The sequence below is a fragment of the Streptomyces sp. NPDC002701 genome, from assembly GCF_042889045.1.
Classification (GTDB): domain Bacteria; phylum Actinomycetota; class Actinomycetes; order Streptomycetales; family Streptomycetaceae; genus Streptomyces.
Genome location: NZ_JBIAQL010000005.1, coordinates 1 through 22,616, shown reverse-complemented (window position 1 = coordinate 22,616; position 22,616 = coordinate 1). Strand labels below are relative to the sequence as shown.

Below are 22,616 nucleotides of genomic sequence, written 5' to 3'. Positions count from 1 at the left end.
GAGTCCATGCCCCACCCCTACGTCCTGTTGTCCGCCGCCGTCTCCCTCGACGGCCGCCTGGACGACACCGGCCCCGAACGGCTGCTGCTCTCCGGACCGGCCGACTTCGACCGGGTCGACGAGGTACGGGCCGGCTCCGACGCCATCCTGGTCGGCGCGGGCACCCTGCGCGCCGACAACCCCCGCCTCCTCGTCAACTCCGCCGAGCGGCGCGCCGCCCGCGTCGCCGCCGGCCGTCCGGAGTACCCGCTGAAGGTCACCGTCAGCGGCACCGGCGACCTGGACCCCGAAGCCAACTTCTGGTCCACCGGCGGCGAGAAGGTCGTCTACACCACCGAGGAGGGCGCCGCGACGGCCGCCGACGCGCTGCGCGGCCTGGGCGTCGACATCGTCCCCGTCGGTCCCGGCCTCGACTGGCGCGCCGTACTCGGTCACCTCCACGGCGTACGGGGTGTACGGCGGCTCATGGTCGAGGGCGGCGGCCGGGTCCACACCCAGCTTCTCCAGCAGGGCCTCGCCGACGAACTGCAGCTCGCCCTCGCGCCCCTCGTGGTGGGCCAGCCGCACGCGCCGACGCTGTTCGGGTCCGGCGAGTACCCCGGCGGCCCCCGCAGCCGGCTGCGCCTGGTGGAGACACGGCCCGTGGGGGACGTGGTGCTCATGCGGTACGTGCCCACCGCGCCCGGCACCGGACCCGTACCCTCCGCCGCCGACCACCGGTGGCTGGCGCTCGCCTGCGAACTCGCCGCCGAGTGCCCGCCCTCGCGGACCGCGTTCAGCGTCGGCGCGGTCGTCGTCGCGGCCGACGGCACGGAGCTGGCCCGCGGGTACTCCCGCGAGTCCGACCCCCTCTCGCACGCCGAGGAAGCCGCGCTCGCCAAGATCGAGCCGGGCGATCCCCGGCTCGCGGCCGCCACGGTCTACAGCAGCCTGGAACCCTGCGCCCGCCGCGCCTCACGGCCCGCGCCCTGCGCCCGGCTGATCCTCGACGCGGGCGTGCGCCGGGTCGTCACCGCGTGGCGCGAGCCCGACACGTTCGTGGCGGCGGCGGACGGGAACGGCCTGCTGACCGCGGCCGGCGTCGACGTCCTGGTGCTCCCGGAGTACGAGGACGCGGCGAAGGCGCCCAACCGGCACCTCGGCTGAGCCGGCGTTCACCGCGCATTTACCCATGTGCTGCGCGTCCCGCGGATGGCGTACACTGGTCTCAACGACGCGGGGTGGAGCAGCTCGGTAGCTCGCTGGGCTCATAACCCAGAGGTCGCAGGTTCAAATCCTGTCCCCGCTACTGAAGACCTGAGGCCGGAATCCATGGGATTCCGGCCTCAGGTGTTTTCCCGTCCACGTCTCCCCGTCCATCGTCCGGGGGGCGTGCGCCCGCACGTCGGACGAGGTGGCGCTCACCCGCCCGGTCCCCGTCGGCTCGCCCCGCGCTCCCGCTCCCGGAACGCTGGACGCAGGCCGAGGGCAGGAGACAGGTGAACGGGCGTCGAGCGGGCGAGCAGCGGGCGCCGGGTTCCGCCGAGCCCTCCGCCTCCGCCGAAGCCTCCGCCGAGCCCTCCGCCGATCCGGCGCCCGGCTCCGTCGCGGCGCCCGAGAGGCGGTCCCTGTCGTACACCCGCGAATCCGTCCGCGTGCTGCCGGCGCTCCTGATCGTCGCGGGTGTCCTCTACGACCTCCTCACCCCGCGGTACTTCACCGCGGCCCCCTTCCTCACCGCCGCCCTGCTTGTCGCCGCACCGCTCCTGTCACTCCGCGCCACCGTGTGGACGGGCATCGCGGGGACGACTGCCATGGTCCTTGCGACCCTGCGGTTCACCATCGACGCGAGTGCCGTCACCGAGATCGCCACCGTGGCCACGGTCGCCTGCCTCGCCGTCGTCATCAACCGGCTGGTGACCCTGGGCAACGCCCGCCTCGCCTCCGCGCACGAGATCGCCGAGGCCGCCCAACGGGCCGTACTGCCCGAACCGGCCGCGCGGACCGGCGGGCTCGACCTCGCGGTCAGATACGTGGCGGCGCAGGCCGACGCCCTCATCGGAGGTGACCTGTACGCCGTGCAGGACACCTCCTACGGCGTCCGGCTCGTCGTGGGGGACGTACGAGGGAAGGGCATGGGCGCGGTGGCGGCCGTGGCCGTCGTCATCGGGGCCTTCCGCGAGGCCGCCGAACAGGAGGCCACCTTGGGGGCGGTCGCCCAGCGGCTGGAGCGGGCACTGACGCGCGAGGGAGTCCGGCGGGACAGCGTCGAGGTCTTCGAAGGCTTCATCACCGCCGTGCTCGCCGAGATCCCGCACGGCACCCAGGGCGTACGCCTGGTCAACCGCGGCCACCCCGGGCCCCTCCTCCTGCTTCCCGACGGAACCGTGCGCACGCTCGCCGCGGCGGAGCCCGCGCTGCCCCTCGGCATGGGCGACCTCGGGGCCTGGCCCGACCGCGTGCAGGAGGCGGAGTTCCCGTGCGGGGCCATGCTGCTCTTCCACACGGACGGACTCTCCGAGGCCCGGGACGAACGGGGCGACTTCTTCGATCCGGCGCGACGGCTGGCCGGGCGGTTCTTCACCGGCCCCGACGCGCTGCTCACCGAGCTGGTGGCCGATGTCGACCGGCACACCGGGGGCGGGAGCACGGACGACATGGCGCTGCTCGCCGTGCGACGGCCGTGATCCCGGCCCGCCGTGCCCCACACTGCGGGTGCTGCGTGCCGTGCGTGTGCGGCATGTGCTGCGTGGGGTGCGTGGGGTGCGTGTGGTGATTTTACGAGGGCTATATCACCTGCAGTAGTCGAATGACGCCCCTGCGCACAACGGCTGACACATCGTCAGCAAAATTGGTGCCCGTGAACGGCGATCGACTCGCCCGATTTACCCCGCTGACGTCCTGTTGGTCCAGGCCAGGAGCCGTAACGATCATCAAGAACAGCTTGGAATCAGGTGCCTCGGTCTATTAACGTTCGATAACGCAGCGCGGTCGTCCCAGCCGTCACAAGAGACGGCTCCGTGCGCACGCGCCGAATCCCGCAAGGGAACCGGGGAACCACCTACATGGGGTGAATCGCGTGTCTTTCGCGGTGGAGTACACCGCGGTTGACGCGCGTAGGAGACCTTCCTGCTCCGAACCCGTCAGCTAACCCGGTAGGCGAGAAGGAAGGAAAGGAGCGCGCCCACGTGGCGTCCAATCGGCCTGCGCCCGCACCCTCGTTCGTGCCGAACGAGTTGACGGGTGAGACCTCGGGTGAGAAGAAGCCCGACACCTTCGCCTTCGGTGCCCCCAAGGACGAGGAGACCTGGGAGGTCTGGAATCCCAGTGCGGACACCGTCCTTCCCGTCCGCGGCCGGCACCGCGTCTCCAAGCAGCGTGGCGGAGGACTCGCGCGCAGCTCGACCGTCCTGGGCGTCGGTGTCATAGCCGCCGTCGGCGCGGGCGGTATGGCCACCGCGCAGACCGGCAAGCCGCCGGTGTCGATCTCGGTCCCCGACCTGCCGAACGTGGGCTCGCTGATCTCGGACGACGAGGTCCCCGAGGGTTCCAGCACGCCGCTCACCGCCGCCGGCCTCACCACCGCCGACGCCGAGCAGGGCAACGCGGACGCCGGCGAGGCCCTGCGCGCCCGCATCATGCTCCAGGCCGAGCTCCAGCAGGACCAGGTCGACCGCGAGGCCCAGGCGGCCGCCGAGGCCGCCGCCGCGAAGAAGGCCGCCACGCTCGCGGCCAAGGAGCAGGAGGCGGCGAAGGCCAAGGCCGCCGCGGCCAAGGAGAAGAAGGAAGAAGAGGCCAGGGCGAAGGCCGAGGCCGCGCGCCTCGCCGAGCTCGCCAAGCAGTACACGCTGCCCACCTCCTCGTACACGATCACCTCGACGTACGGCCAGGCCGGTTCGCTGTGGTCCTCAGGCCAGCACACGGGTCTGGACTTCGCCGCTCCCACGGGTACCCCGCTCAAGGCGGTTCACAGCGGCACGATCACAGAAGCGGGCTGGAACGGCTCGTACGGCTACCGCACGGTGCTCACGCTCGACGACGGTACGGAGATCTGGTACGCCCACCAGTCGTCGATCGGCGTCAGCGTCGGGCAGAAGGTCAGCACCGGCGACGTCATCGGCCGTGTGGGCGCGACCGGGAACGTCACCGGCGCGCACCTTCACCTTGAGGTCTACACCAGCGGTGGTGCGCCGGTGGACCCGATGGCCTGGCTGCGGGGCAACGGGCTCAACCCGTAGCAACTCGGATCAACCCGTAGCAACTCGTACAGCAGCGGCTGTCTTTGTTCCATCGAGCCGGAACCCGAACCGAACGGTTCGGGTTCCGGCTCGTCTGTGACGACAGGGGCTAGGAGCGGTACGGGTTGTATGCCGGGTATCCCTGCGGGTACCCGTACCCGGGCCAGGGTGACGGCGCCGGGGGCGGGGCCGTCACCCTGGCTGCGTACTCCAGCGCCGGGCGGGCCGGCTCCCGGCGGGCCCACAGCTCGTGCAGCAACTCCCGCTCACGCACCGCGAAGTCCGCTCCCGCGCGGCCGTGCCGGCCCCGGTGGCGCAGGAACGCCAGCGACGTCGCGTACGCCTCGTACTCCGCCACCGCCCGGCCTGCCTCGCGGCCCCCGTGACGGGTGGCGTACTCCCTGGCCAGCCGCCGTGCCCTCATCGAGCCCAGGACGAACGGCTCCGGTGCGGCGAGCCAGCCGGCCATGGCGTACGACGGCAGTTCGGTGCGGACCGTGCCCAGTTCGCGCTGGCGGGTCCACACGGCAAGCCAGGTCAGCAGTCCGAAGGCCGGGACCATGAAGACCGCGTAGACCGCGAAGAAGCCGTACTCGCCGAAGGCCGACGAGCCGTTCCACATCGCGTGCATGCCCATCGCGAGCAGCAGCCCGACGATCGGGAACAGCACGCGGCGCACCTGCTGGCGGTCCGCGGAGAGCGCGGCGATGCCGAAGCCGATGCCTGTGAGCACGGTGAACAGCGGGTGCGCGAACGGCGACATGATCACCCGTACGAAGAACGTGGCCGCCGTGACGGAGAAGAGGCCGGTGTCGCCGGTGAGCTGGTCCGTACCGAACGCCGTCCCGAGGTAGAGGATGTTCTCGGTGAACGCGAAGCCGGTCGCCGTGACGCCGGCTATCACCACGCCGTCGACTATCCCGGTGAAGTCCCGTCTGCGGAACAGGAAGACGAGCAGCACCGCGGCGGCCTTCGCCGACTCCTCCACGACCGGTGCTATCACCGTCGCCCCGAGCGTGTCCGCGTGCGACGGGTCCGCGGTGGCCGTCGCTATCCACTGCGTCGCGAAGCTGTTCGCGACGATGGCTATCAGCGCGGCCGCGCAGGCGCCCCACGCGAAGGAGAAGAGAAGGTTTCTCCAGGGGCCCGGGTCGACGCGGTCCAGCCAGCGGAACGCCGAGACGAGCAGCGGGACGGGCAGGACGGAGAGGCCGAGGCCGACCAGGAAGCCCTCCGTGCCGGTCTGTCTGCGGACCAGGGCCAGGATGACGAGGCCGGACAGCGTGAGCAGGGTGGTCAGGGCGGCGTAGCGCACCCACTTGCGCTGCCACCAGCGCGTGCCTCCGGCGGGGGTGCCGGGGGGTGCCGGGGGTGGGGGGCTGGTGGCCATGACAAAAACCCTAACGAGGTTGGGGTGTGGCCCGCGAGAGTGCCCTGTCGGGGTGCTCAGCTGCCTGTGCTGCGTGTGCCGCCTGTGCTGTCTGTGTCTGTGTCTGTACTGGCCGGGTCGGTCGTGCTGTTCACATCAAGCGGTACGCGGCGGAACAGGAGATCGTTCACCACGTGGCCCTTGTCCAGACCCTGGCCCTCGAAACGGGTCAGGGGGCGGAAGTCGGGGCGTGGCGCGTAGTCGTCGTCGGGCTGGGTGTTCTCGAAGTCCGGGTGCGCGGTGAGCACTTCCAGCATGACCTCGGCGTACGGTTCCCAGTCCGTCGCGCAGTGCAGCAGCGCGCCCGGGCGGAGGCGGGACGCGGCGAGGGTGAGGAACTCCGGCTGGATCAGACGCCGCTTGTGGTGGCGCTTCTTGGGCCAGGGGTCGGGGAAGTAGACGCGCAGGCCGGCGAGGGCGTGCGGTGCGATCATCTCGCGGAGCAGGATGATGGCGTCGCCGTTGGCCACGCGGATGTTGGACAGGCCGGCCTGGTCGGCGAGGTTCAGCAGGTTGCCCTGGCCCGGGGTGTGGACGTCCACGGCGAGAATGCCGGTGCCGGGGTCGTCGGCGGCCATCTGCGCGGTCGCCTCGCCCATGCCGAAGCCGATCTCCAGGACGACCGGGATGTCCGCGGCGAAGAGGGCGGGGAGGTCGAGGGTGCGTTTTCCGTCGATGTCCAGGCCCCACTTGGGCCACAGGCGCTGCAAGGCGTCCGCCTGGCCCTGGGTCACCCGGCTGCGGCGGGGCTGGAAGCTGCGGATCCGGCGCTCGAAGTGCGAGCCCGCCGGGTCGGGCTGGGGGCCGTCGGGGAAGCGGGGTTCGCTCTTGGGGCGGGGGGTTCGGGGGGTGCGGGGTGAGTCAGACACAGTGGGGCGATTTTACGTCCGTGTGTGGGGGGTCGGGGCCGTGCCGGTACGTCGAGTCCGCCGCAGCCGGGCATACGGATCCCCGCTGCCATGGCGGGCACGGTTCGGAAGAGCTACGCGGCGGACTGCGACGTACCGGCACGGCCCCTCGCGTCCCGACGACGTCCCGGCGATCTCGGATGCTGTTCCGGCGGCGTCCCGACGACGCCCCGCTATGCGTGTGCCGGTGTCCGTCCGATGGCCGCGAGGGTCTTCTGGGCGATCTCCCTGCCGATGGGGAGGGAGGCCGTGGCCGCGGGGGAGGGGGCGTTCAGTACGTGGACCGTGCGGGGGCCCTCCTGGATCAGGAAGTCGTCCACCAGGGTGCCGTCGCGCAGGACGGCCTGGGCACGGACGCCCGCCGGAGTGGGGATCAGGTCGTCCGGGGTCGCCGCCGGGAGCAGGCGGCGGACCGCTCGGGTGAAGGCGGTTCTGGAGAATGAGCGGTGCAGTTCTCCGGTGCCGTAGCGCCAGTGGCGTCCGGCCATGCGCCAGGAGCCGGGCCAGGCGAGCGTCGAGTACAGCTCGCGGGCGCGGACGGTTCGCCAGTCGTAGCCCTCGCGGGCCAGGGCCGGAACCGCGTTCGGGCCGATGTGGACGCTGCCGTCCAGGCCGCGGGTGAGGTGGACCCCGAGGAAGGGGAAAGCGGGGTCGGGGACCGGGTAGACGAGTCCGCGGACCAGGTCGGGGCGGGCGAGGGTGTAGTACTCGCCGCGGAAGGGGACGATCCGCATGTGCGGCTCGTCGCCGGCGAGGCGGGCGATCTCGTCGCAGTGCAGCCCGGCGCAGTTGACCAGCACGCGCCCGCGGACCACTGTGCCGTCGTCCGTGCGGACGGCCACGCCGAGGTCGGGGCGGCGGTCGATGTACGTGACCTTCGTGCCGTACCGGATGTCGGCCCCGGAGGCGTCCGCGAGGCGGCGGGCCACGGCCACGAAGTCGCACACGCCGGTCGTGGCGACGTGGATCGCGGCGAGGCCACGTACCTCGGGTTCGTACTCGCCGATCTGGGCGGCCCCCAGTTCGCGGACGGGGATGCCGTTCTCCCGGCCGCGCTGGACCAGTGCGTGCAGTCTGGGGAGCTCGTCGCGCCGCGTGGCGACGATCAGCTTGCCCGTCACCGCGTGCGCGATGTCGTACTCCGCGCAGAACTTGACCATCTCGGCGCCACCCTGAGCGGCGAACCGTGCCTTCAGGGAGCCCGGCCGGTAGTAGATCCCGCTGTGGATGACCCCGCTGTTGCGGCCCGTCTGGTGCCGGGCCGGGCCGGGCTCCTTCTCCAGCACCGTCACGCGTGTGCCCGGTGCGGCTCGCGTGATCGCGTACGCCGTCGACAGACCGACGATCCCCCCACCGATCACCAGCACGTCACAGTCGTAAGCGGTCCCCGCCCGCACCATCCGCCCGCCCACCCCCCTCAACAGCAACAACAGCAACATGACGCAGTGCACTACTGATAGTGCACTGCGCCACTGACAAGACCCTCAAACCCACGTCGACCGCGCACCATCGTTTGGGAGCACGGGCAACTGCGCGGTCGATGGCTGCGGACCCGCAGCCGCGTTTCAGGGGCGCGGGGAACTGCGTGATCAGCCACGGCGTGCCCGCGCCCTCAAGTCCACCTCGGCCCGCAGACGCGAGGGCAGTCAACCCACTAGGCCGGTGCCATCAGCAACGGCCTGGCCCGCTCGCGCAGCTCGACCACCCGCGGCTCGTCCCCGTACGGCTCCAGCCGGTGCAGCAGGTCCTTCACGTACTCCGTCGTGCGGGCCGACGAGATCCGCCCCGCGACCTCCACCGCCCGCACCCCCTGCTCGCAGGCCGCGTCGAGGTTGCCCGACTCGAGTTCCGCGACCGCCGACACCACCAGCCGCAGCCCGTGGGACCGTACGAACTCCTCCGTGGGCCTGGACAGGGCCTGCTCCGTGAAGCGGCGCACCTGGCGCGGAGCCTTCAGATCGCGGTAGCACTCCGCCGCGTCCGCCGCGAACCGGTCGTACGAGTAGAAGCCGAGCCAGGAGGGGTCCTGGTCGCCGTCGCGGGCCCGCTCCAGCCAGCCCTCGGCGGCCTTGAGGGCGCCACCGGCCGCGTGGGCGTCGCCCGCGCGCGCGTGGGCCCGTGCCTCGACCAGGCGGAAGAAACTCATCGTGCGGGCGGTGGCCAGGCCGCGGTTGCGTTCGAGGGCGGCCTGCGCGAGGTCCACGCCCTCGTCGCCGAAACCGCGATAGGTCGCCTGCAGTGACATGGAGGCCAGTACGTAGCCACCTAAGGGAACGTCCGCCGCCGCGCGGGCCAGGCGCAGCGCCTGGATGTAGTAGCGCTGGGCGGCCTCCTGCTGGCCCGTGTCGAAGGCCATCCAGCCGGCCAGGCGGGTCAGTTCGGCGCTCGCTCCGAAGAGGGCCCGGCCCACCTCGTCCGAGTACGAGCCCAGGAGCAGCGGTGCCGCCTCGACCCGTAAGCACTCGGGCACCATGGAAGAACGCCAGTCGCCGCCTCCGTATTTGGAGTCCCAGCGCCTGGCGTCCTCGGCGGCCTCCCGCAGCTTCAGTACGTCGCTGTGGCCGACTTTCAGCGGCGCTGCGGAACCCTCCAGCGGGCCGGCGTCCCGTGCCACCGAGCTGTCGGCCGGGGTTATCAGCCATCGTGAGGCGGGAGTTGCATATGCGCTCACTGCGAAGGATCCGGCGAGCGACTGCCAGATGCCGCCGGCGCCGGCCCGGCGCCCGGCGAGGTCGAGGCGGTACAGATCCGTCGCCGACTGCACGGCCAGACCCACGTCGCGGGGGAAGGCGAGGCCCACCTCCGGCGCGGGGTCCGCGTCCGCCAGGCCGATCTCGTGCAGCGGCACCGGGCGGCCGAGTTTCTGGCCGATGGCAGCGGCGATGAGGTGCGGCGCGGCACCCTGCGGCACCATGCCTTTCGACACCCAGCGCGCCACCGACGTCTTGTCGTAGCGAAGAGTCAACCCGCGTTGAGCGCCAAGGTCGTTGACGCGACGCGCGAGTCCTGCGTTGCTGATTCCCGCGAGGGCGAGAACGGCGCCGAGTTTTTCGTTCGGCCCGCGTTGCTCCCTGGACATGCGCCACCCCTCGACACAGACGGCTGCCGCGCGGGTGTGACCCCACGGCATTCGTGCTGTGTCTCCCCGGGCGCAGACCCCCGGAACCCCACCCGCACACGCACGTGGCTGAGCCCTCAGGAATATGCCTCCCGCGAAAACACAGGCAAACACAGGGTAGTTCGCCGCATCCCAAGCGTTAAGGGGCATTGTTCCGGTTGGCGGGATTGTGGTCCGCGGGTCAGCACGGAGCGTCGTGTCGTGCTCCCGCTGTGTGGCAGTGCGCCCGTCCGTGCGCTCTTCTCCGGCCATCGGCGGAGCGCTTCGATGGATGACGCGTGGGTCGGCCCGCTGTACTGGATCCAGTGGGCTGGGGGACACCGCCGCCTACATCCCCGCGGGCGGCAGACCGGTCCGGGAGGCGGAGCCCGCCTCCCGGACTGTGCGTTGCGCACAGCCTGTACGGAGAGTGTGCAAGGCTGGCTGTCCATCCCCGATTTGGCTGAATATCGCCCCCGTGTTCCGCAGGCAAAAACCGCGTTTACCACGGTACTTGCGGGCGCGTTGGGTGTTTTGGGGGAGCGTTTCGGGGGCGCATTCACGTCGTAGTCGCGGAAGAAATTCTTCGCGACCGCCATTTCCCGCGCGTGAGTTCACCGCCGAGGGGGCATCTCCCCAGGGGCGCACTCGGGGAGCGCAAGCGGACCCACCGGCCCTCCGGCACGCTTGCTTCGTGGCAGCATGGGGACCGGTTCGTGCGGTGCCCTGGTTGTCCACAGCCTGTGGAGGCGGCGATGCGGTGGTTGGTGGGATGGAGCAGTACCGCCGCTCGTGCGCCCGAGATCGGCTCGGCGGGCGCGACCGGCAACGACGGTGAGACGGTGCACCCGGTCGGGTCCCAGCTCCTGTGGGGCGACCCCGATCCGCTCTGGGCGGTCGGCGACTGGCGTCCCGACGAGGTGCGCGTCGTCAAGGCCGACGACCAGAACCGCATCGCGGTGCTCGGTACCTGCGGCGCCTCCGACGAGGACCTGCGCCTGGGCCTGGTCGCCGCGCGCGGCGGGGCACTCCGGCACCTGACGGCCTGGGCCGGCAGTTACACGGCCGTCGTCCAGGTGGGCCGCCGGGTCATGGTCTGCGGCGATCTCGCGGGCGTAAGGCCGGTGTTCTACACCCCGTGGGCGAGCGGCACGGCCTACGCGACCGCCGCCCTGCCCCTCGCCGACCTCATCGAGGCCAACCTCGACTTCGGGCACCTGGCGGCCCTGCTCGCGGCCCCCGACGTACCGGCCGCCCTCCAGGACTCGACTCCTTACGAGGGAGTGCGGCGCATTCCGCCCGGGCACGCGCTGATCCTGCGCGCCGGCGCTCGGGAGATCGCCGGATACGAGCCGGTGGCCTCCCTCGCCGTCGCGGCACCCACCGCCGACGCCGACAGCGCGGTGGACGGCGTCCGGGACGCCCTCGTGGAGGCCGTCCGCACGCGGCTCGCCGCCCCCCGGCACGTACCGGGAGCCGACATAGACCCGGGACCCGTCCCCGGGATGGGGCCCGCCGAGCGGCGCGCCGCCCGCGGCATGCCCGTGCCCGGCATCGGGGCCGACCTCTCCGGAGGCCCCGCCTCCGGCACGCTCGCCCTCCTCGCCGCCGGCCTGCCCGGCGCCCCCGGCACCGTCCTCGGCCACGGCACCGGCGCGGGCGAACGCCTCCTCGCCGTCACCTTCAACGACCTGGCGGTCAAGGGACGGGAGGCCGAGGTGGAACGGGCCGGCACCCTCGCCGCCAACCCCCGCCTGCACCACGTGGTGGTCGCCGGCGGTGAAGAGGTCCTCCCCTACGCGGAGTTGGAGGGCCCGCTGACCGACGAGCCTGGCCCGTCCCTGGTGACAGCCGTTCGACACCGGGCCCGGCTGGCCTCGGGCAGCGCGGACCACTTCACGGGGTACGGCGCCCGACAGGTCCTGGACGCCCACCCGGCCCGCCTCGCCGACCTGCTCATGGACCGCAAACGACGCCATCTCGTGCGCCCGGTCGCCGCACTGACGAAGGCCGACGGCTCCGTCTTGGTCCCCGCGCGCGTGTACGGCGCGGCGCGCAGACTCTCCCGTACGCCGTACCTGGTCGGTGTCGAGGGACTGGCGGACCGGCTGCTGCGCAAGCAGTTCGAGGAGCCGGGAGGTGCCGTGGGGGCGTCTCTCGCCGCGCTCACGTGGGCCAGACCGGGTCCCGCCGCGCGCTGGCTGACCGGCGAGGCCCTCGCTGAAGTATCGGTTCGCCTGAACGGTGCGACGACCCGTGCGAGCGTCGGCCCCGGTCAGCGCCCCGGCGACTTCCGGGCCCGCTCGGCCCTCGCCCGGCACGCCGCGGACCTCCGCATCCTGGAGCAGGCGGCCGAGGTCCGCTTCCAGCGGCTGCACGCCCCCTTCCTCGACAACCAGGTCGTACGCGCCTGTCGTGCCCTGCCCGAAGCGCTGCGCGTCCAGCCCGGGGCGCGGGCCGCGATCCTCCGTACGGTTCTGGAGGGCGCCGGGGTCGCCGACCTCCCGCCCGGCTGGGGCGCCCCCTCCCACGCGTCCTCGACCGCCGCCGCGCGCACCGGGCTGCGGGTCGCCGTGGACGAACTGGTGGCCCTGTTCGACACGCCTCTGCTCGCACAGGCCGGTCTGGTGGAGGCACGCGTCGTCCGTAAGGCCCTCCGGGCGGCGGCCGACGGCGAGCCCCTCCCCCTGGAGGGCCTCGCCGACCTGGTCTCCCTCGAACTGTGGCTCCGCCGCCTGCTCGACCGGCGGGGAACGTGCTGGACGGGCACGCCCGCCCGCCAGCGCGCCGTCCCGGCAGGCATCCGACCGCAGCGGGGGGTGTTGGGGGCGGGGGCCCGGCGGGGGTAGGGGTCACTTCCTTTCAACCCGTCCGGAGTCTGAGGACGAGCGCGTCCGGCCACACTCCAGCCCGTCCGGCGTCTGAGGACGAGCGCGGAGCGCGACAGGGGGGTCTGGGCGCGCAGCCCCTGGGGTCGATGGGGGTCCCCCCGCTTGAGCGAAGCCGAGAGTGGGGGAGGGAAGGGGCGGCGGGGGCGAAAACCCCCGGTCCACTCACCGGCACAGGAACCGCGCCTCACCCCAGCCCGCCAGAGCCCCCACGTCGAGGACGGAACCCGGTTCCACGACCAGACGGACCGTTCTCCGGCCGGCCAGGTCCACCCGCACCGGCACCGCCGCCGACCCCCCACGCACCACCTCCGACCGCCACACCCGCACCCCGTCCGCGAACACGGAGAACCGCACCCGCCCGGCCCTCGCCGTCAGGTCGTCCACACCGGCCATCGCCTGGTACGAGGAACACGGACGATTGAGATCGACGGTGACCGAGGACGTGCCCTGCACGGTGACCCCGTCCGCGTACCGCTTCCCGCCGATCGACATGCCGTACCGCTGCCAGACCCAACTGCTCTCGCCGAGCCGCATCTCGGGCTTGGTGCCGTCCCCGGTGAGGCCGTACTCGAGCGCGTTCCACCGGAACACGGACGGAGCGGGAGCGGGAGGCGGTGGCGGCGCGGGGGCGGAGGGAGCAGGGGGAGCAGGGGTCGGTGTGGGTTCGGGCGCGGCCGTCGGAGTGGGCTTCGGCTTCGGCTTCGGGGCTGACTCGGACTCGGGCGCGGACCCGGCCGCGCGGGAACGTGTCGGCGCCGGCGTGGGTCTCGCCGACGCCGCGACCACCGGCTCGGCCGCCGCCCCGGGCGGTCGCGACGGCTCCGGGGACGGTGCCCGCCCGCTCGGCTCGACGACCGGACCGGGCGGACGCGGCCCGGCCGCGTCGGCCTCGGGCCCCTTCGCCGGAGTGTCGTCGCCCGCCAGCGCCAGCACCACCGTCGCGACGGCCGCCGCGACGACACCCGCCACGAGGCCGGCCTTCGCCGGCGTGCCGAGCCCTTCCGCCGCCGCCCCGGCGCCCCCGGAACCGCCACCGCCACCCGCGGCGGACGCCGCCCCGGCGGCCCCGGCCGCACCCACACCGGTCCCGCCGGCGATGAGGGCGGCGGCCTTCGCGTACCCGGCGGCACCGAACCAGCCGATGACCGCGACCGGCACGACCGCGGGGATCCCGTTCGCGACCTCTTTGATCTGACCGGCGGCCAGCCGGCACTTGGCGCACTCCTCCAGGTGCTTGCGCAGGCCGCGCTCGGCGCGGCTGCGCAGCCCGCCCCGCGCGTACGCGCCGAGCCGGTCGGCATGGCGCGCGCACTCCTCGTCCATGGTGCGCGCGGCGCTCACATGGGCCTGCAGGTACGCCTGCTTGAGGCCCTCACGGGCCCGACTCGCCAGCACGCGGGTGCCGTTGGCGTCCAGGCCGAACAGCGGGGCGACCTCACTGGGCGACTCGTCCTCGACCTCGGTGTGCCACAGCACGGCCTGCCAGCGCTCGGGCAGCGAACGGAACGCCTGCATGGCCATCGACTGCTCTGCCTCGTGCATGGCCCGTACGTCGGCGCCCAGCTCGTGACCCGCTTCGAACGAACCGGGGGGCGCGGTGTCCTCCGACAGCTCCGGGCCGCGCGCGGCCTGGGCCGCGAACACGGCGAAGTCGTCGACCAGGTGCTCCCGCCGCGCCGACCTGGTCCAGCCCGCGGCGACGCGTCGTACGGTCGTCAGCAGATAGGCGCGTACGGAGTGCCGGGGACCGCTGCCGCCGCGGACGGCCTGGAGGGTGCGGGCGAAGACCTCGGCGGTGAGGTCGTCCGCCGTGTGGGCGTCCCGGCAGCAGGTGCGCGCGTAGCGGCGGACGGCGTCCGCGTGCCGCCGGAACAGTTCCTCGTAGGCCGTGTCGTCGCCCGAGCGCATCCGCTGGAGCAACTCGGCGTCGGCGGGCGGCAGTTCGACCGGAGGAGGCAGGACGCCGCTGTCACGCCACTCACGCTGCGCCGGAACACCTGCTTCCGTTTCGGTGCTCCTGAGTGGCTCGTCCCGACCGTCAACACTCATCGCGGAAAGCCCCCGCCTGCACCCTCGGACCCGAACATCGGGAAAGAGTGCCACAGGGACCCGTCCGCGTTACCCACAGGAACGAACCAACCACCCGTCCGAGCGGACCACTCGAACAGCCTCGCAAGCCCCGTAAGGGGCGCGGGGAACTGCGCGACCAGCCCCCACGCACCCGCACCCGAACAACCACCACACGCCGCCGGAGGCAACCCACACCCCGCCGGACGCCTACGCGGGACGCGACCGCAGCCCCTCCAGCAGGATGTCCAGCAACCGCGCCGACGCGGCCGCCTGCTGCGCCGCGTCCGGCAGCGACGGCGCCGCCGTCGCTATCACCAGCAGCACGTCCGACACCGTCACGTCCGGACGCAGCTCACCCGCCCCGCGCGCCCGGTCCACGAGCCGGCCCACGACCTCCAGCAGCTGGGCCGCCCCGGCGTCGTCCTCGCCGGGCTCCCCGATAGAGGACGGCCGCTGCTCCACGAGCCGCAGTTCGGGCCCGCCGGGCTGGGACCGCTGCTGCGGTACCCGCGCCTCGTCCAGGACCGAGGTCCCGTCGAGGACCGTGCCCTCGGCGTCCTCGTCGCCGACACCCACCCGCAGCACCTGCGGCGGCAACAGCCGCCCCGCGCCCGAGGCCACCGACGTCCGCAGGAAGCGCGAGAGCGCCGACCACGGCTCGTCCTCCTGCCCGAGCGCGGAACGCGCCTGGTCGGTCAGCCGGGAGGTCTCCTCCTCGGCTATGCGCCGGACCAGGACGTCCTTGCTCGGGAAGCGCCGGTACACCGTGCCCACGCCGACCCGCGCGCGCCGGGCCACGTCCTCCATCGGAGCGCCGTACCCCAGCTCGCCGAAGACCTCACGAGCCGCCCGCAGCACGTGCTCCAGATTGCGCTGTGCGTCCACCCGCAGCGGCGTCGTGCGCGACACGTCCGCCGCGCGTCCGTTTCCCGCCGCCGCACTGGCCGCGCCGCCCGTCGTCAGGGCGGACGCAGATGTCCAATGAGTGTCCTGAATATGCATGTGTGTTCCCCCGGTAATGACGTCTCCCCCCGGAGACTCTCCCCGTCATCGACAGCCGGAGTCAGTGGAACGGCCTTCGCCGTGAGCCCCGCCGTACGGACTCGTCGAGCGCATCCCCCTACACCCCGATGACAGACGAACATAGTTGAGTGGGAGTCAATTCAGAAGGGGGAGGTTCCGCACGGAGCGCCCCCCGATCGGAGTACGGGCCGCTTACGTCCCGGTTGCGCCCCCTAAGACCACCCCGATCACACCCGCTGACCTGCGCACTCTGTTCGCGCCCCGGTGAATCGGACGGGCCCCGGCTTCTCCGGCGTCCGGTCACACAAATTGACGGGCCTGTGGACAAACGCCGACAGCCGTTGCGTCATGGGTGAGTGAAGGAACGTGCGCGCATTCTCGTTGTCGGCGGCGGCTACGTCGGGATGTACACCGCCCTGCGTCTCCAGCAGAAGCTCAGACCGGAGCTGAAGCGGGGTGACGTGGAGATCGTCGTGGTCACCCCCGACCCCTACATGACCTACCAGCCGTTCCTGCCGGAGGCGGCCGCGGGCTCCATCTCGCCGCGCCATGTCGTCGTGCCCCTGCGCCGCGTCCTGGACCGGTGCCGTGTCGTCATCGGCGAGGCGGAGTCCATCGACCACGCGAAGCGCACCGCGACCGTCGTCACCCTCGCCACCGAGGAGGAGGGCACCGGACCCGACCAGATCGCGTACGACGAACTGGTCCTGGCCCCCGGCTCCGTCTCGCGCACCCTGCCGATCCCCGGCCTCGCCGAGTACGCCATCGGCTTCAAGACCGTCGAGGAGGCCATCGGGCTGCGCAACCACGTCATCGAGCAGATGGACATCGCCTCCTCCACCCGCGACCCCGCGATCCGCGACGCCGCCCTGACCTTCGTCTTCGTGGGCGGCGGCTACGCCGGGGTGGAGGCGCTCGGCGAGCTGGAGGACATGGCCCGCTACGCCTCCCGCTACTACCACAACGTCAAGCCCGACGACATGAAGTGGATCCTCGTCGAGGCGTCGAACCGCATCCTTCCCGAGGTCGGCGAGGAGATGGGCAGGTACACCGTCACCCAGCTGCGCCGCCGCAACATCGACGTGCGCCTGGAGACCCGCCTCGACTCGTGCTCCGACCGGGTCGCCGTCCTCAGCGACGGGGCCCGCTTCCCGACCCGCACGGTCGTGTGGACCGCCGGAGTGAAACCCCATCCGGTCCTGGCGGCCACCGACCTGCCGCTGAACGAGCGCGGGCGGCTGAAGTGCACCCCCCGACTGACCGTGGACGGCACCACGCACGCGTGGGCCGCGGGCGACGCGGCCGCCGTACCCGACGTGACCGCGCCGGAGCCCGGCAGGGAGACGGCCCCGAACGCCCAGCACGCCGTACGCCAGGCCAGGGTCCTCGGCGACAACATCGCCCACTCCCTGCGCGGCGAGGAGCTGGAGACGTATGCGCACAAGTACGTGGGCTCGGTCGCCTCCCTGGGGCTGCACAAGGGTGTCGCACAGGTCTACGGGCGGAAGCTGAAGGGATACCCTGCCTGGTTCATGCACCGCGTCTACCACCTGAGCCGGGTGCCCACCTTCAACCGCAAGGCGCGCGTGCTCGCCGAATGGATTCTGTCGGGCCTCTTCAAGAGGGAGATCGTCTCTCTCGGTTCGCTCGAACATCCCCGTGCGGAGTTCGAACTGGCGGCCGGTGGACAACCTCCTCGGGACCCGAAGGGGTCGTCCTGACCGGAAGCAGGAACTCCGCTCATGGGACCGGCGTCTGACGGATGCCGGTCCGGTCGGACACACTGATCCACGACCATGGGCGGGCCGACCGCTCGCCCTTCGACCCCACGAGGCCAGTCCCACAGTGAACTTCACGCGCTGGAGCGCCCGGCTCCCCGGAACGCAGCGCCGCGCCGCCGCGCGGGCCGACGGACTGCCGACGGCACTCCCTCCGGAGGGCTCCGTGCCCGCGGCACGCGCCGAACGCCCGACGGCCGAGGGCACCCCGGTCGCACTCGCCCCCGCCGTGGACGAGCTGCCGGTCCGCGAGGTCCTGGACCGCATCCCGGCCCTCGTCGCCCTCGTCCACGGCCCGGATCACCGCCTGGCGTACGTGAACGACGCCTATGTGGCGGCCTTCGGCGTCCGCCCCGTCGGCGAGCCCGCACGCGACGCGCTGCCGGAGCTGACCGGGATCGGCCTGCTGCCGCTCCTCGACCAGGTCCTGCGCAGCTCCAAGCCGCGCACGGTCAAGTCCCGCAAGGTCCCCGGCGGCCGTTCGTACACGTTCACGTGCACCCCCGTCCCCGTCGAGGTGTCGGCCCCCGGAGAGGGCGGCGGCGTCCTGATCTTCGCCGCGGACGTCACCGACCACGCCGAGGCCGCCGAGCGGCTGCGGGCCAGCGAGCGCCGGCAGCGCGAGACGGCCGTCACCCTCCAGCGCTCCCTGCTGCCCCAGGAACTGGAGGAACCGGACGACCTGCGCGTCGCCGCGACCTACCACCCCGGCGGCACCGAGACCGCGGTCGGCGGCGACTGGTACGACGTGATCACCCTCGGCGGCGGCCGCACCGCCCTCGTCATCGGCGACGTCATGGGCCGCGGGGTCCGCGCCGCGGCCGTCATGGGCCAGCTCCGCACGGCCGTGCGCGCGTACGCCCGCCTCGACCTGCCCCCGCACGAGGTGCTCCAGCTCCTCGACGGCCTCGCCATGGAGATCGACGCCAACCAGATCGCCACCTGCGTGTACGCGGTCCACGACCCGAACGAGGGCCGCCTGGTGTACGCCTCCGCGGGCCACCTCCCGATCCTCGTCCGGGACGAGAGCGGCACCGTCCTGCGCGCCGACGAGCCCACCGGACCCCCGCTCGGCACCGGCGGCTGGATGCACGCCTCCGGCTCGGTGCCGCTGGGCCCCGGCTCCACCGCCGTGCTCTACACCGACGGCCTGGTCGAGCGCCGGGACGCGGACCTCGACGAGGGCATCGCCTCCCTGGCGGGCGCCCTCGCCGGCGCCACGGGCTCCCCCCAGGTGGTCTGCGACCGCCTGGTCCGCTCGGCGGGCGTGAAGGCCGACCACGACGACGACGTGGCCGTCCTGGTCCTCCAGCACCCCGCGCGTACGGGACCGGACGGCGACCTCTTCCGCAACGCCGCCCTGGAGCTGCTCGGCGGCGTGGAGGCGGCCCCACGCGCGCGTGCCTTCGCCTCCGGGGTCCTCACCAGCTGGCGCTTCCAGCCCGACCTGCACGACCTCGGCGTCCTCGCCGCCAGTGAACTCGTCGCCAACTCCCTCCAGCACGGCACCCCGCCGATGCGCCTGAGACTGCGCCGCACCGACCGCCGCCTGATCGTCGAGGTCACCGACGGCGACGACCACCTCCCGCGCCGCCGCCGCGCCGAACCGGCCGACGAGTCCGGCCGCGGCATCGCGATCATCGCCGCCATCGCCTCGAACTGGGGCTCCCGCCGCACGCCCGGCGGCGGGAAGGCGGTGTGGTGCGAGTTCGCGCTTCCGGGCACCGGCTGACCGTGCGGGCCGGCGCACCATGCGCCGCAGGAGCCGCGCGGCATCTGGTCAGCCCCGCTCCGCGGTGCTAGTAGCTCATCCATGACCAGCTCACCGAAGGCAGACGCAGCGGGCTTTCCGCTCAAGGGCAGCGCTCCCGAGCGCTACGAGGAGTACAGCGCACCGATCATGGCGCCGTTCGTCGAGGCGCTGCTGGACGCGGTGGACCTGTGCCCGGGCCACCAGATCCTCGACCTCGCCTCCGGCACCGGATTCGTGGCCCGCGCGGCCGCGGCCCGGGTCGGCCCGACGGGCCATGTCGTGGCCGCCGACCAGAGCGAGGCGATGCTGGGGGTGGCCGCCGCCAAGGCACCCCGTATGTATCCGGACATCGAGCTCACGGTGGCCCCCGCCGACCGCCTCCCCCAGCCGGACGACACCTTCGACACCGTGCTCTGCCAGCAGGGCGTCCAGTTCTTCCCCGACCTCGGGGCGGCCCTCGCCGAGGTGTCCAGGGTCCTGCGCCCCGGCGGGCGGTTCGCCGCCACCGCCTGGAGCGCCTGGGACCGCTCGCCGTACTTCGCCGCCCAGCGGGGGGTCCTCGCCGAACACGGCGGACCGTCGGCGGAGGCGCACTTCGCGGCCGCCTTCTCCTGCCCCGCCGACCGCCTCACGGCCGCCCTGACCGACGCGGGCTTCCGCGAGGTGACCGCCCGTGACATCACCTTCCGCGTCACCCTGCCCCCGCTCGCCGGCTTCGCCCGGGGCCACCTCTCGGCCGTTCCCTGGGGCCAGGCGATCGCGGACGCGGGCGGCCCCGACGGACTCACCCGGGCGGCCGAGTCGATCACCACGTCCCTGGCCGGTCATACGAACCCCGACGGCACGACGACCGTCCCGTTCACGTCCACCCTGGTGACAGCGGTCGGCTGAACCGGCCCCGGTCACGACGAGACGGCCGTCACCAGGTACATGGCGACGGCCGTCGTACGTCTGTACGCGTGCCCGGTCAGGCCGCCTGTACCTGCTCGGCCGGCGTCCCGCCCCGCACCACGACCCGGCTCGCCGCCAGCGAGGGCTGGTTCTGTACGGGAGTGAGCTGCCGCCCCAGCCGCACCGCCAGAAACGTGATGCCCAGCGAGAACAGCAGGAACGTCACGATGTACGGAACGTGCAGCGAGGCACCCATCGGGCCGCCCACCGCCGGACCGACCGCGAGAGCGAGCTGCTTGACCAGGGCGAAGGCCGAGTTGTACTGCCCGGCCAGGCCATTCGGCGCCAGATCCGCGACCAGCGGCGCCACGGTCGGCGACAGCATCGCCTCACCGAGCCCGAACAGCGCGTACGTCGACACGAACGCGGCCGTCGCCATGGCCTGGCTGCCGTGTCCGAGCCCCGCGTACCCGGCGGTGATCCAGGCGAGGGCCCAGATCAGCCCGACCGCGCCGATCACCCGGGACCGCTTGTGCCGCTCGACGAACTTCAGCACGGCGAACTGCGCGACGACGATCATCGCCGTGTTCGCGGCGAGGGCCGTGCCCAGCGCGGAGGTGGAGATACCGGCCGCCTCGACGCCGTATGCGCTGAGCCCCGACTCGAACTGTCCGTAGCAGGCGAAGAAGAGCACGAAGCCCAGCACGCACAACTGCACCATGGCCCGGTTGCCGAGCAGCTGCTTCCAGCTGCCCCCGGTCTGCGTCGGCGCACCCTCGACCTTGGGCGCCCGCGGCATCCGTACGGTCGCCATGACCACCACGAGCAGCAGGAACATCGCCGCCTCGATCGCGAACAGCAGCGTGAACGAGCTCGCCCGGGAGGTGTCGACGAGGTGACCGCCGATGAGCCCGCCGACACCGAGCCCGAGGTTCTGCAGGAAGAACTGGGTGGCGAAGGCGCGCGACCGGGTCTCGGCCGTCGAGCAGTCGACGATCATCGTGGCCAGCGCGGGCTGCATCACGGCCTGCCCGGCGCCGAGCGCGGCCGCGGACATCAGTACGGCCGTCGAGCCGGCCGCCAGCCCCAGGCTCAGCGCGCCCACGGCGGCGGTGACCAGGGCGAGGAGCAGCACCGGCAGGGGGCCCCGCCGGACGATGGCCCGTCCGGCGAACGGCAACACCACGAGCGCGGCCACGGCGAAGACGGCGAGCACGAGACCCGCCGTCATGGCACCGAGGTCCCGTACCTGCGCCACGTAGACGTACAGGTACGGGACGGTAAAGCCGAGCCCGAACGCGCTGAGTGCGTTGCCCACATGGATCCGGCGCATCTCCGCGCCCATCGCCCTGGTCACTTTCACCTGCCTTGAGAGAAGAAGTCCTACGCCTGCCTCACGATGTAGGCATGAAGACTTCGAAGATAAACTTCGAAGCTAAACAGTACATCTCGAAGGACTTCAACGCCAAGCGGGGGCGTGCCATACTGCGCCCATGGGTGACACCCCGGCGAACGAGCCGACGCTGGACGAGCAGATCGCCGCCTACCAGCGCGAGTTCCAGGACCTCGACCCCCAGGTCGAGAAGATCGTCTCGGCGCTCGGCCGCCTCAACCGCCGCATGAATGTCGCCTACGGGCGCCAGACCGCCGCCCTCGGCATCAGCAACGCCGAGTGGGAGGTCCTCAAGGCACTCGTCCTGTCAGGAGCGCCCTACTGCCTGGGGCCGAGCGACCTGGCGAAGCGGCTCGGCCTCACCCCGGCGGCCATGACGCACCGGATCGACCGGATGGTGGCGGAGGGTCTCGTCACCCGGGAGCGTGATGAGACGAACCGGGTCCGCGTCATCGTGGAGCTGACGCACGAGGGCCGCGACAAGTGGCTGGAGGCCATGCGTCTCGCCACCGTCTTCGAGGAGGACCTGCTCCAGGACCTCTCCCAGGACGAGCGCGGTGTCCTTGGAGAAGTGCTGACCCGACTGCTGCGCCGCGTCGAAGACGCCCAGCCGGACGCCGGCGGGCGGCTCACCGACCTTGACTGAGGCCCGAGTTGGGCCTGGACGCGCCCGATGCGGACGGCGGGCCAAGGGTTTGCCGAATGGCCGCCCGGGGCAGACTTGACACTCCCCTCGCGGGTCCGTAAGGTACTTCGAGTTGCCGCGGGGCCGTAACGGTTCTGCGACCACACCTCCGCCGCGGATGCGGCACACCCAACCACCAGCACGATCTCCCAACGGGATTGAATTCGGCGCGCCCGCGCGTCCGAATGCATTTCGATGGGGCCGGTAGCTCCGATTAGGAACTGCCGAGAGGATCCGCTAACGTTTGGGACGTCGGAACGGCCCAACAGCCGCAAAGACAAACACGGTTGACTGGAACTCAGGCCCGAAACGGTCTGGTAGAGTCGACACCGCCGGAAAGGGAAACGCGAGAGCGGGAACCTGGAAAGCACCGAGGAAATCGGAGCCGGAAACGGTCTGATAGAGTCGGAAACGCAAGACAGCAAGACAAGAACACAGCAGGACCGAAGGGAAAAGCCCGGAGGAAAGCCCGAGAGGGTGA

At 72.3% G+C, this 22,616-nt stretch carries 15 protein-coding genes, 1 tRNA gene and 1 riboswitch; of the genes, 9 read left to right on the top strand and 7 right to left on the bottom strand.

The features are described from left to right. Positions 1-6 precede the first annotated feature (6 nt). The 4 genes from ACFYXC_RS15870 to ACFYXC_RS15855 all read left to right on the top strand — a co-directional run bounded on the left by ACFYXC_RS15870 (position 7) and on the right by ACFYXC_RS15855 (position 4,217). A complete protein-coding gene (locus tag ACFYXC_RS15870; RefSeq protein ID WP_389551733.1) occupies positions 7-1,146 on the top strand; it encodes a dihydrofolate reductase family protein in 1,140 nt (379 codons plus the stop codon). A 68-nt stretch (positions 1,147-1,214) separates the two neighbouring features. Then, positions 1,215-1,288: transfer RNA gene (locus ACFYXC_RS15865), tRNA-Met, on the top strand. Between the two features lie 190 nt (positions 1,289-1,478). After that, complete coding sequence (locus ACFYXC_RS15860; protein ID WP_389551730.1) at positions 1,479-2,666, top strand: PP2C family protein-serine/threonine phosphatase; 1,188 nt, start codon at positions 1,479-1,481, stop codon at positions 2,664-2,666. Between the two features lie 332 nt (positions 2,667-2,998). Continuing rightward, a riboswitch (cyclic di-AMP (ydaO/yuaA leader) is annotated at positions 2,999-3,156 on the top strand. A gap of 11 nt (positions 3,157-3,167) precedes the next feature. After that, the gene (locus ACFYXC_RS15855; RefSeq protein ID WP_388920843.1) at positions 3,168-4,217 is read left to right on the top strand and encodes a M23 family metallopeptidase; all 1,050 of its coding nucleotides are present in this window, start codon (positions 3,168-3,170) and stop codon (positions 4,215-4,217) included. 109 nt (positions 4,218-4,326) lie between these two features. On the opposite strand, the gene ACFYXC_RS15850 is transcribed toward ACFYXC_RS15855, so the two are convergent. The 4 genes from ACFYXC_RS15850 to ACFYXC_RS15835 all read right to left on the bottom strand — a co-directional run bounded on the left by ACFYXC_RS15850 (position 4,327) and on the right by ACFYXC_RS15835 (position 9,633). After that, positions 4,327-5,607 carry a PrsW family intramembrane metalloprotease gene (locus ACFYXC_RS15850; protein ID WP_389551727.1) on the bottom strand — a complete coding sequence of 427 codons (1,281 nt, stop codon included), beginning with the start codon at positions 5,605-5,607 and terminating at the stop codon, positions 4,327-4,329. Between the two features lie 56 nt (positions 5,608-5,663). Continuing rightward, positions 5,664-6,515, bottom strand: a complete 852-nt coding sequence (trmB, locus tag ACFYXC_RS15845; protein WP_389551724.1) for a tRNA (guanosine(46)-N7)-methyltransferase TrmB — start codon at positions 6,513-6,515, stop codon at positions 5,664-5,666. A gap of 212 nt (positions 6,516-6,727) precedes the next feature. Further along, complete coding sequence (lhgO, locus tag ACFYXC_RS15840) at positions 6,728-7,993, bottom strand: L-2-hydroxyglutarate oxidase (RefSeq protein ID WP_389551721.1); 1,266 nt, start codon at positions 7,991-7,993, stop codon at positions 6,728-6,730. A gap of 215 nt (positions 7,994-8,208) precedes the next feature. Then, positions 8,209-9,633, bottom strand: a complete 1,425-nt coding sequence (locus ACFYXC_RS15835) for an MFS transporter (protein ID WP_388920835.1) — start codon at positions 9,631-9,633, stop codon at positions 8,209-8,211. Between the two features lie 773 nt (positions 9,634-10,406). On the opposite strand from ACFYXC_RS15835, the gene ACFYXC_RS15830 reads away from it, so the two are divergent. Further along, complete coding sequence (locus ACFYXC_RS15830) at positions 10,407-12,500, top strand: asparagine synthase-related protein (protein ID WP_389551718.1); 2,094 nt, start codon at positions 10,407-10,409, stop codon at positions 12,498-12,500. Positions 12,501-12,704: 204 nt separating this feature from the next. On the opposite strand, the gene ACFYXC_RS15825 is transcribed toward ACFYXC_RS15830, so the two are convergent. Together ACFYXC_RS15825 and ACFYXC_RS15820 are read right to left on the bottom strand one after the other, a co-directional pair. Beyond that, positions 12,705-14,591: a sigma-70 family RNA polymerase sigma factor gene (locus ACFYXC_RS15825; protein WP_389551716.1), complete on the bottom strand. Its 1,887-nt coding sequence runs from the start codon at positions 14,589-14,591 to the stop codon at positions 12,705-12,707. 228 nt (positions 14,592-14,819) lie between these two features. Further along, positions 14,820-15,614: a TetR/AcrR family transcriptional regulator gene (locus tag ACFYXC_RS15820; protein WP_389551713.1), complete on the bottom strand. Its 795-nt coding sequence runs from the start codon at positions 15,612-15,614 to the stop codon at positions 14,820-14,822. Between the two features lie 377 nt (positions 15,615-15,991). Between ACFYXC_RS15820 and ACFYXC_RS15815 the strand changes: the two genes are divergently transcribed. The 3 genes from ACFYXC_RS15815 to ACFYXC_RS15805 all read left to right on the top strand — a co-directional run bounded on the left by ACFYXC_RS15815 (position 15,992) and on the right by ACFYXC_RS15805 (position 20,057). After that, the gene (locus ACFYXC_RS15815; protein WP_389551710.1) at positions 15,992-17,356 is read left to right on the top strand and encodes an NAD(P)/FAD-dependent oxidoreductase; all 1,365 of its coding nucleotides are present in this window, start codon (positions 15,992-15,994) and stop codon (positions 17,354-17,356) included. A 124-nt stretch (positions 17,357-17,480) separates the two neighbouring features. After that, the gene (locus ACFYXC_RS15810; RefSeq protein WP_388920820.1) at positions 17,481-19,145 is read left to right on the top strand and encodes a SpoIIE family protein phosphatase; all 1,665 of its coding nucleotides are present in this window, start codon (positions 17,481-17,483) and stop codon (positions 19,143-19,145) included. An 81-nt stretch (positions 19,146-19,226) separates the two neighbouring features. Beyond that, positions 19,227-20,057, top strand: a complete 831-nt coding sequence (locus tag ACFYXC_RS15805) for a class I SAM-dependent methyltransferase (protein WP_389551707.1) — start codon at positions 19,227-19,229, stop codon at positions 20,055-20,057. A gap of 76 nt (positions 20,058-20,133) precedes the next feature. Here ACFYXC_RS15805 and ACFYXC_RS15800 read toward each other — a convergent pair whose 3' ends face one another. Next, positions 20,134-21,402 carry an MFS transporter gene (locus ACFYXC_RS15800; RefSeq protein ID WP_389552791.1) on the bottom strand — a complete coding sequence of 423 codons (1,269 nt, stop codon included), beginning with the start codon at positions 21,400-21,402 and terminating at the stop codon, positions 20,134-20,136. A 148-nt stretch (positions 21,403-21,550) separates the two neighbouring features. On the opposite strand from ACFYXC_RS15800, the gene ACFYXC_RS15795 reads away from it, so the two are divergent. After that, positions 21,551-22,096: a MarR family winged helix-turn-helix transcriptional regulator gene (locus tag ACFYXC_RS15795; RefSeq protein ID WP_388920814.1), complete on the top strand. Its 546-nt coding sequence runs from the start codon at positions 21,551-21,553 to the stop codon at positions 22,094-22,096. The last annotated feature ends 520 nt before the right edge of the window (positions 22,097-22,616 follow it).

Coding starts and splice junctions, on each gene's coding strand:
- ACFYXC_RS15870 (WP_389551733.1), top strand. CDS start 7: ATGCCCCACCCCTACGTCCTGTTGTCCGCCGCCGTCTCCCTCGACGGC.
- ACFYXC_RS15850 (WP_389551727.1), bottom strand. CDS start 5,607: ATGGCCACCAGCCCCCCACCCCCGGCACCCCCCGGCACCCCCGCCGGA.
- lhgO (WP_389551721.1), bottom strand. CDS start 7,993: ATGTTGCTGTTGTTGCTGTTGAGGGGGGTGGGCGGGCGGATGGTGCGG.
- ACFYXC_RS15835 (WP_388920835.1), bottom strand. CDS start 9,633: ATGTCCAGGGAGCAACGCGGGCCGAACGAAAAACTCGGCGCCGTTCTC.
- ACFYXC_RS15830 (WP_389551718.1), top strand. CDS start 10,407: ATGCGGTGGTTGGTGGGATGGAGCAGTACCGCCGCTCGTGCGCCCGAG.
- ACFYXC_RS15825 (WP_389551716.1), bottom strand. CDS start 14,591: ATGAGTGTTGACGGTCGGGACGAGCCACTCAGGAGCACCGAAACGGAA.
- ACFYXC_RS15820 (WP_389551713.1), bottom strand. CDS start 15,614: ATGCATATTCAGGACACTCATTGGACATCTGCGTCCGCCCTGACGACG.
- ACFYXC_RS15805 (WP_389551707.1), top strand. CDS start 19,227: ATGACCAGCTCACCGAAGGCAGACGCAGCGGGCTTTCCGCTCAAGGGC.
- ACFYXC_RS15800 (WP_389552791.1), bottom strand. CDS start 21,402: ATGGGCGCGGAGATGCGCCGGATCCATGTGGGCAACGCACTCAGCGCG.
- ACFYXC_RS15795 (WP_388920814.1), top strand. CDS start 21,551: ATGGGTGACACCCCGGCGAACGAGCCGACGCTGGACGAGCAGATCGCC.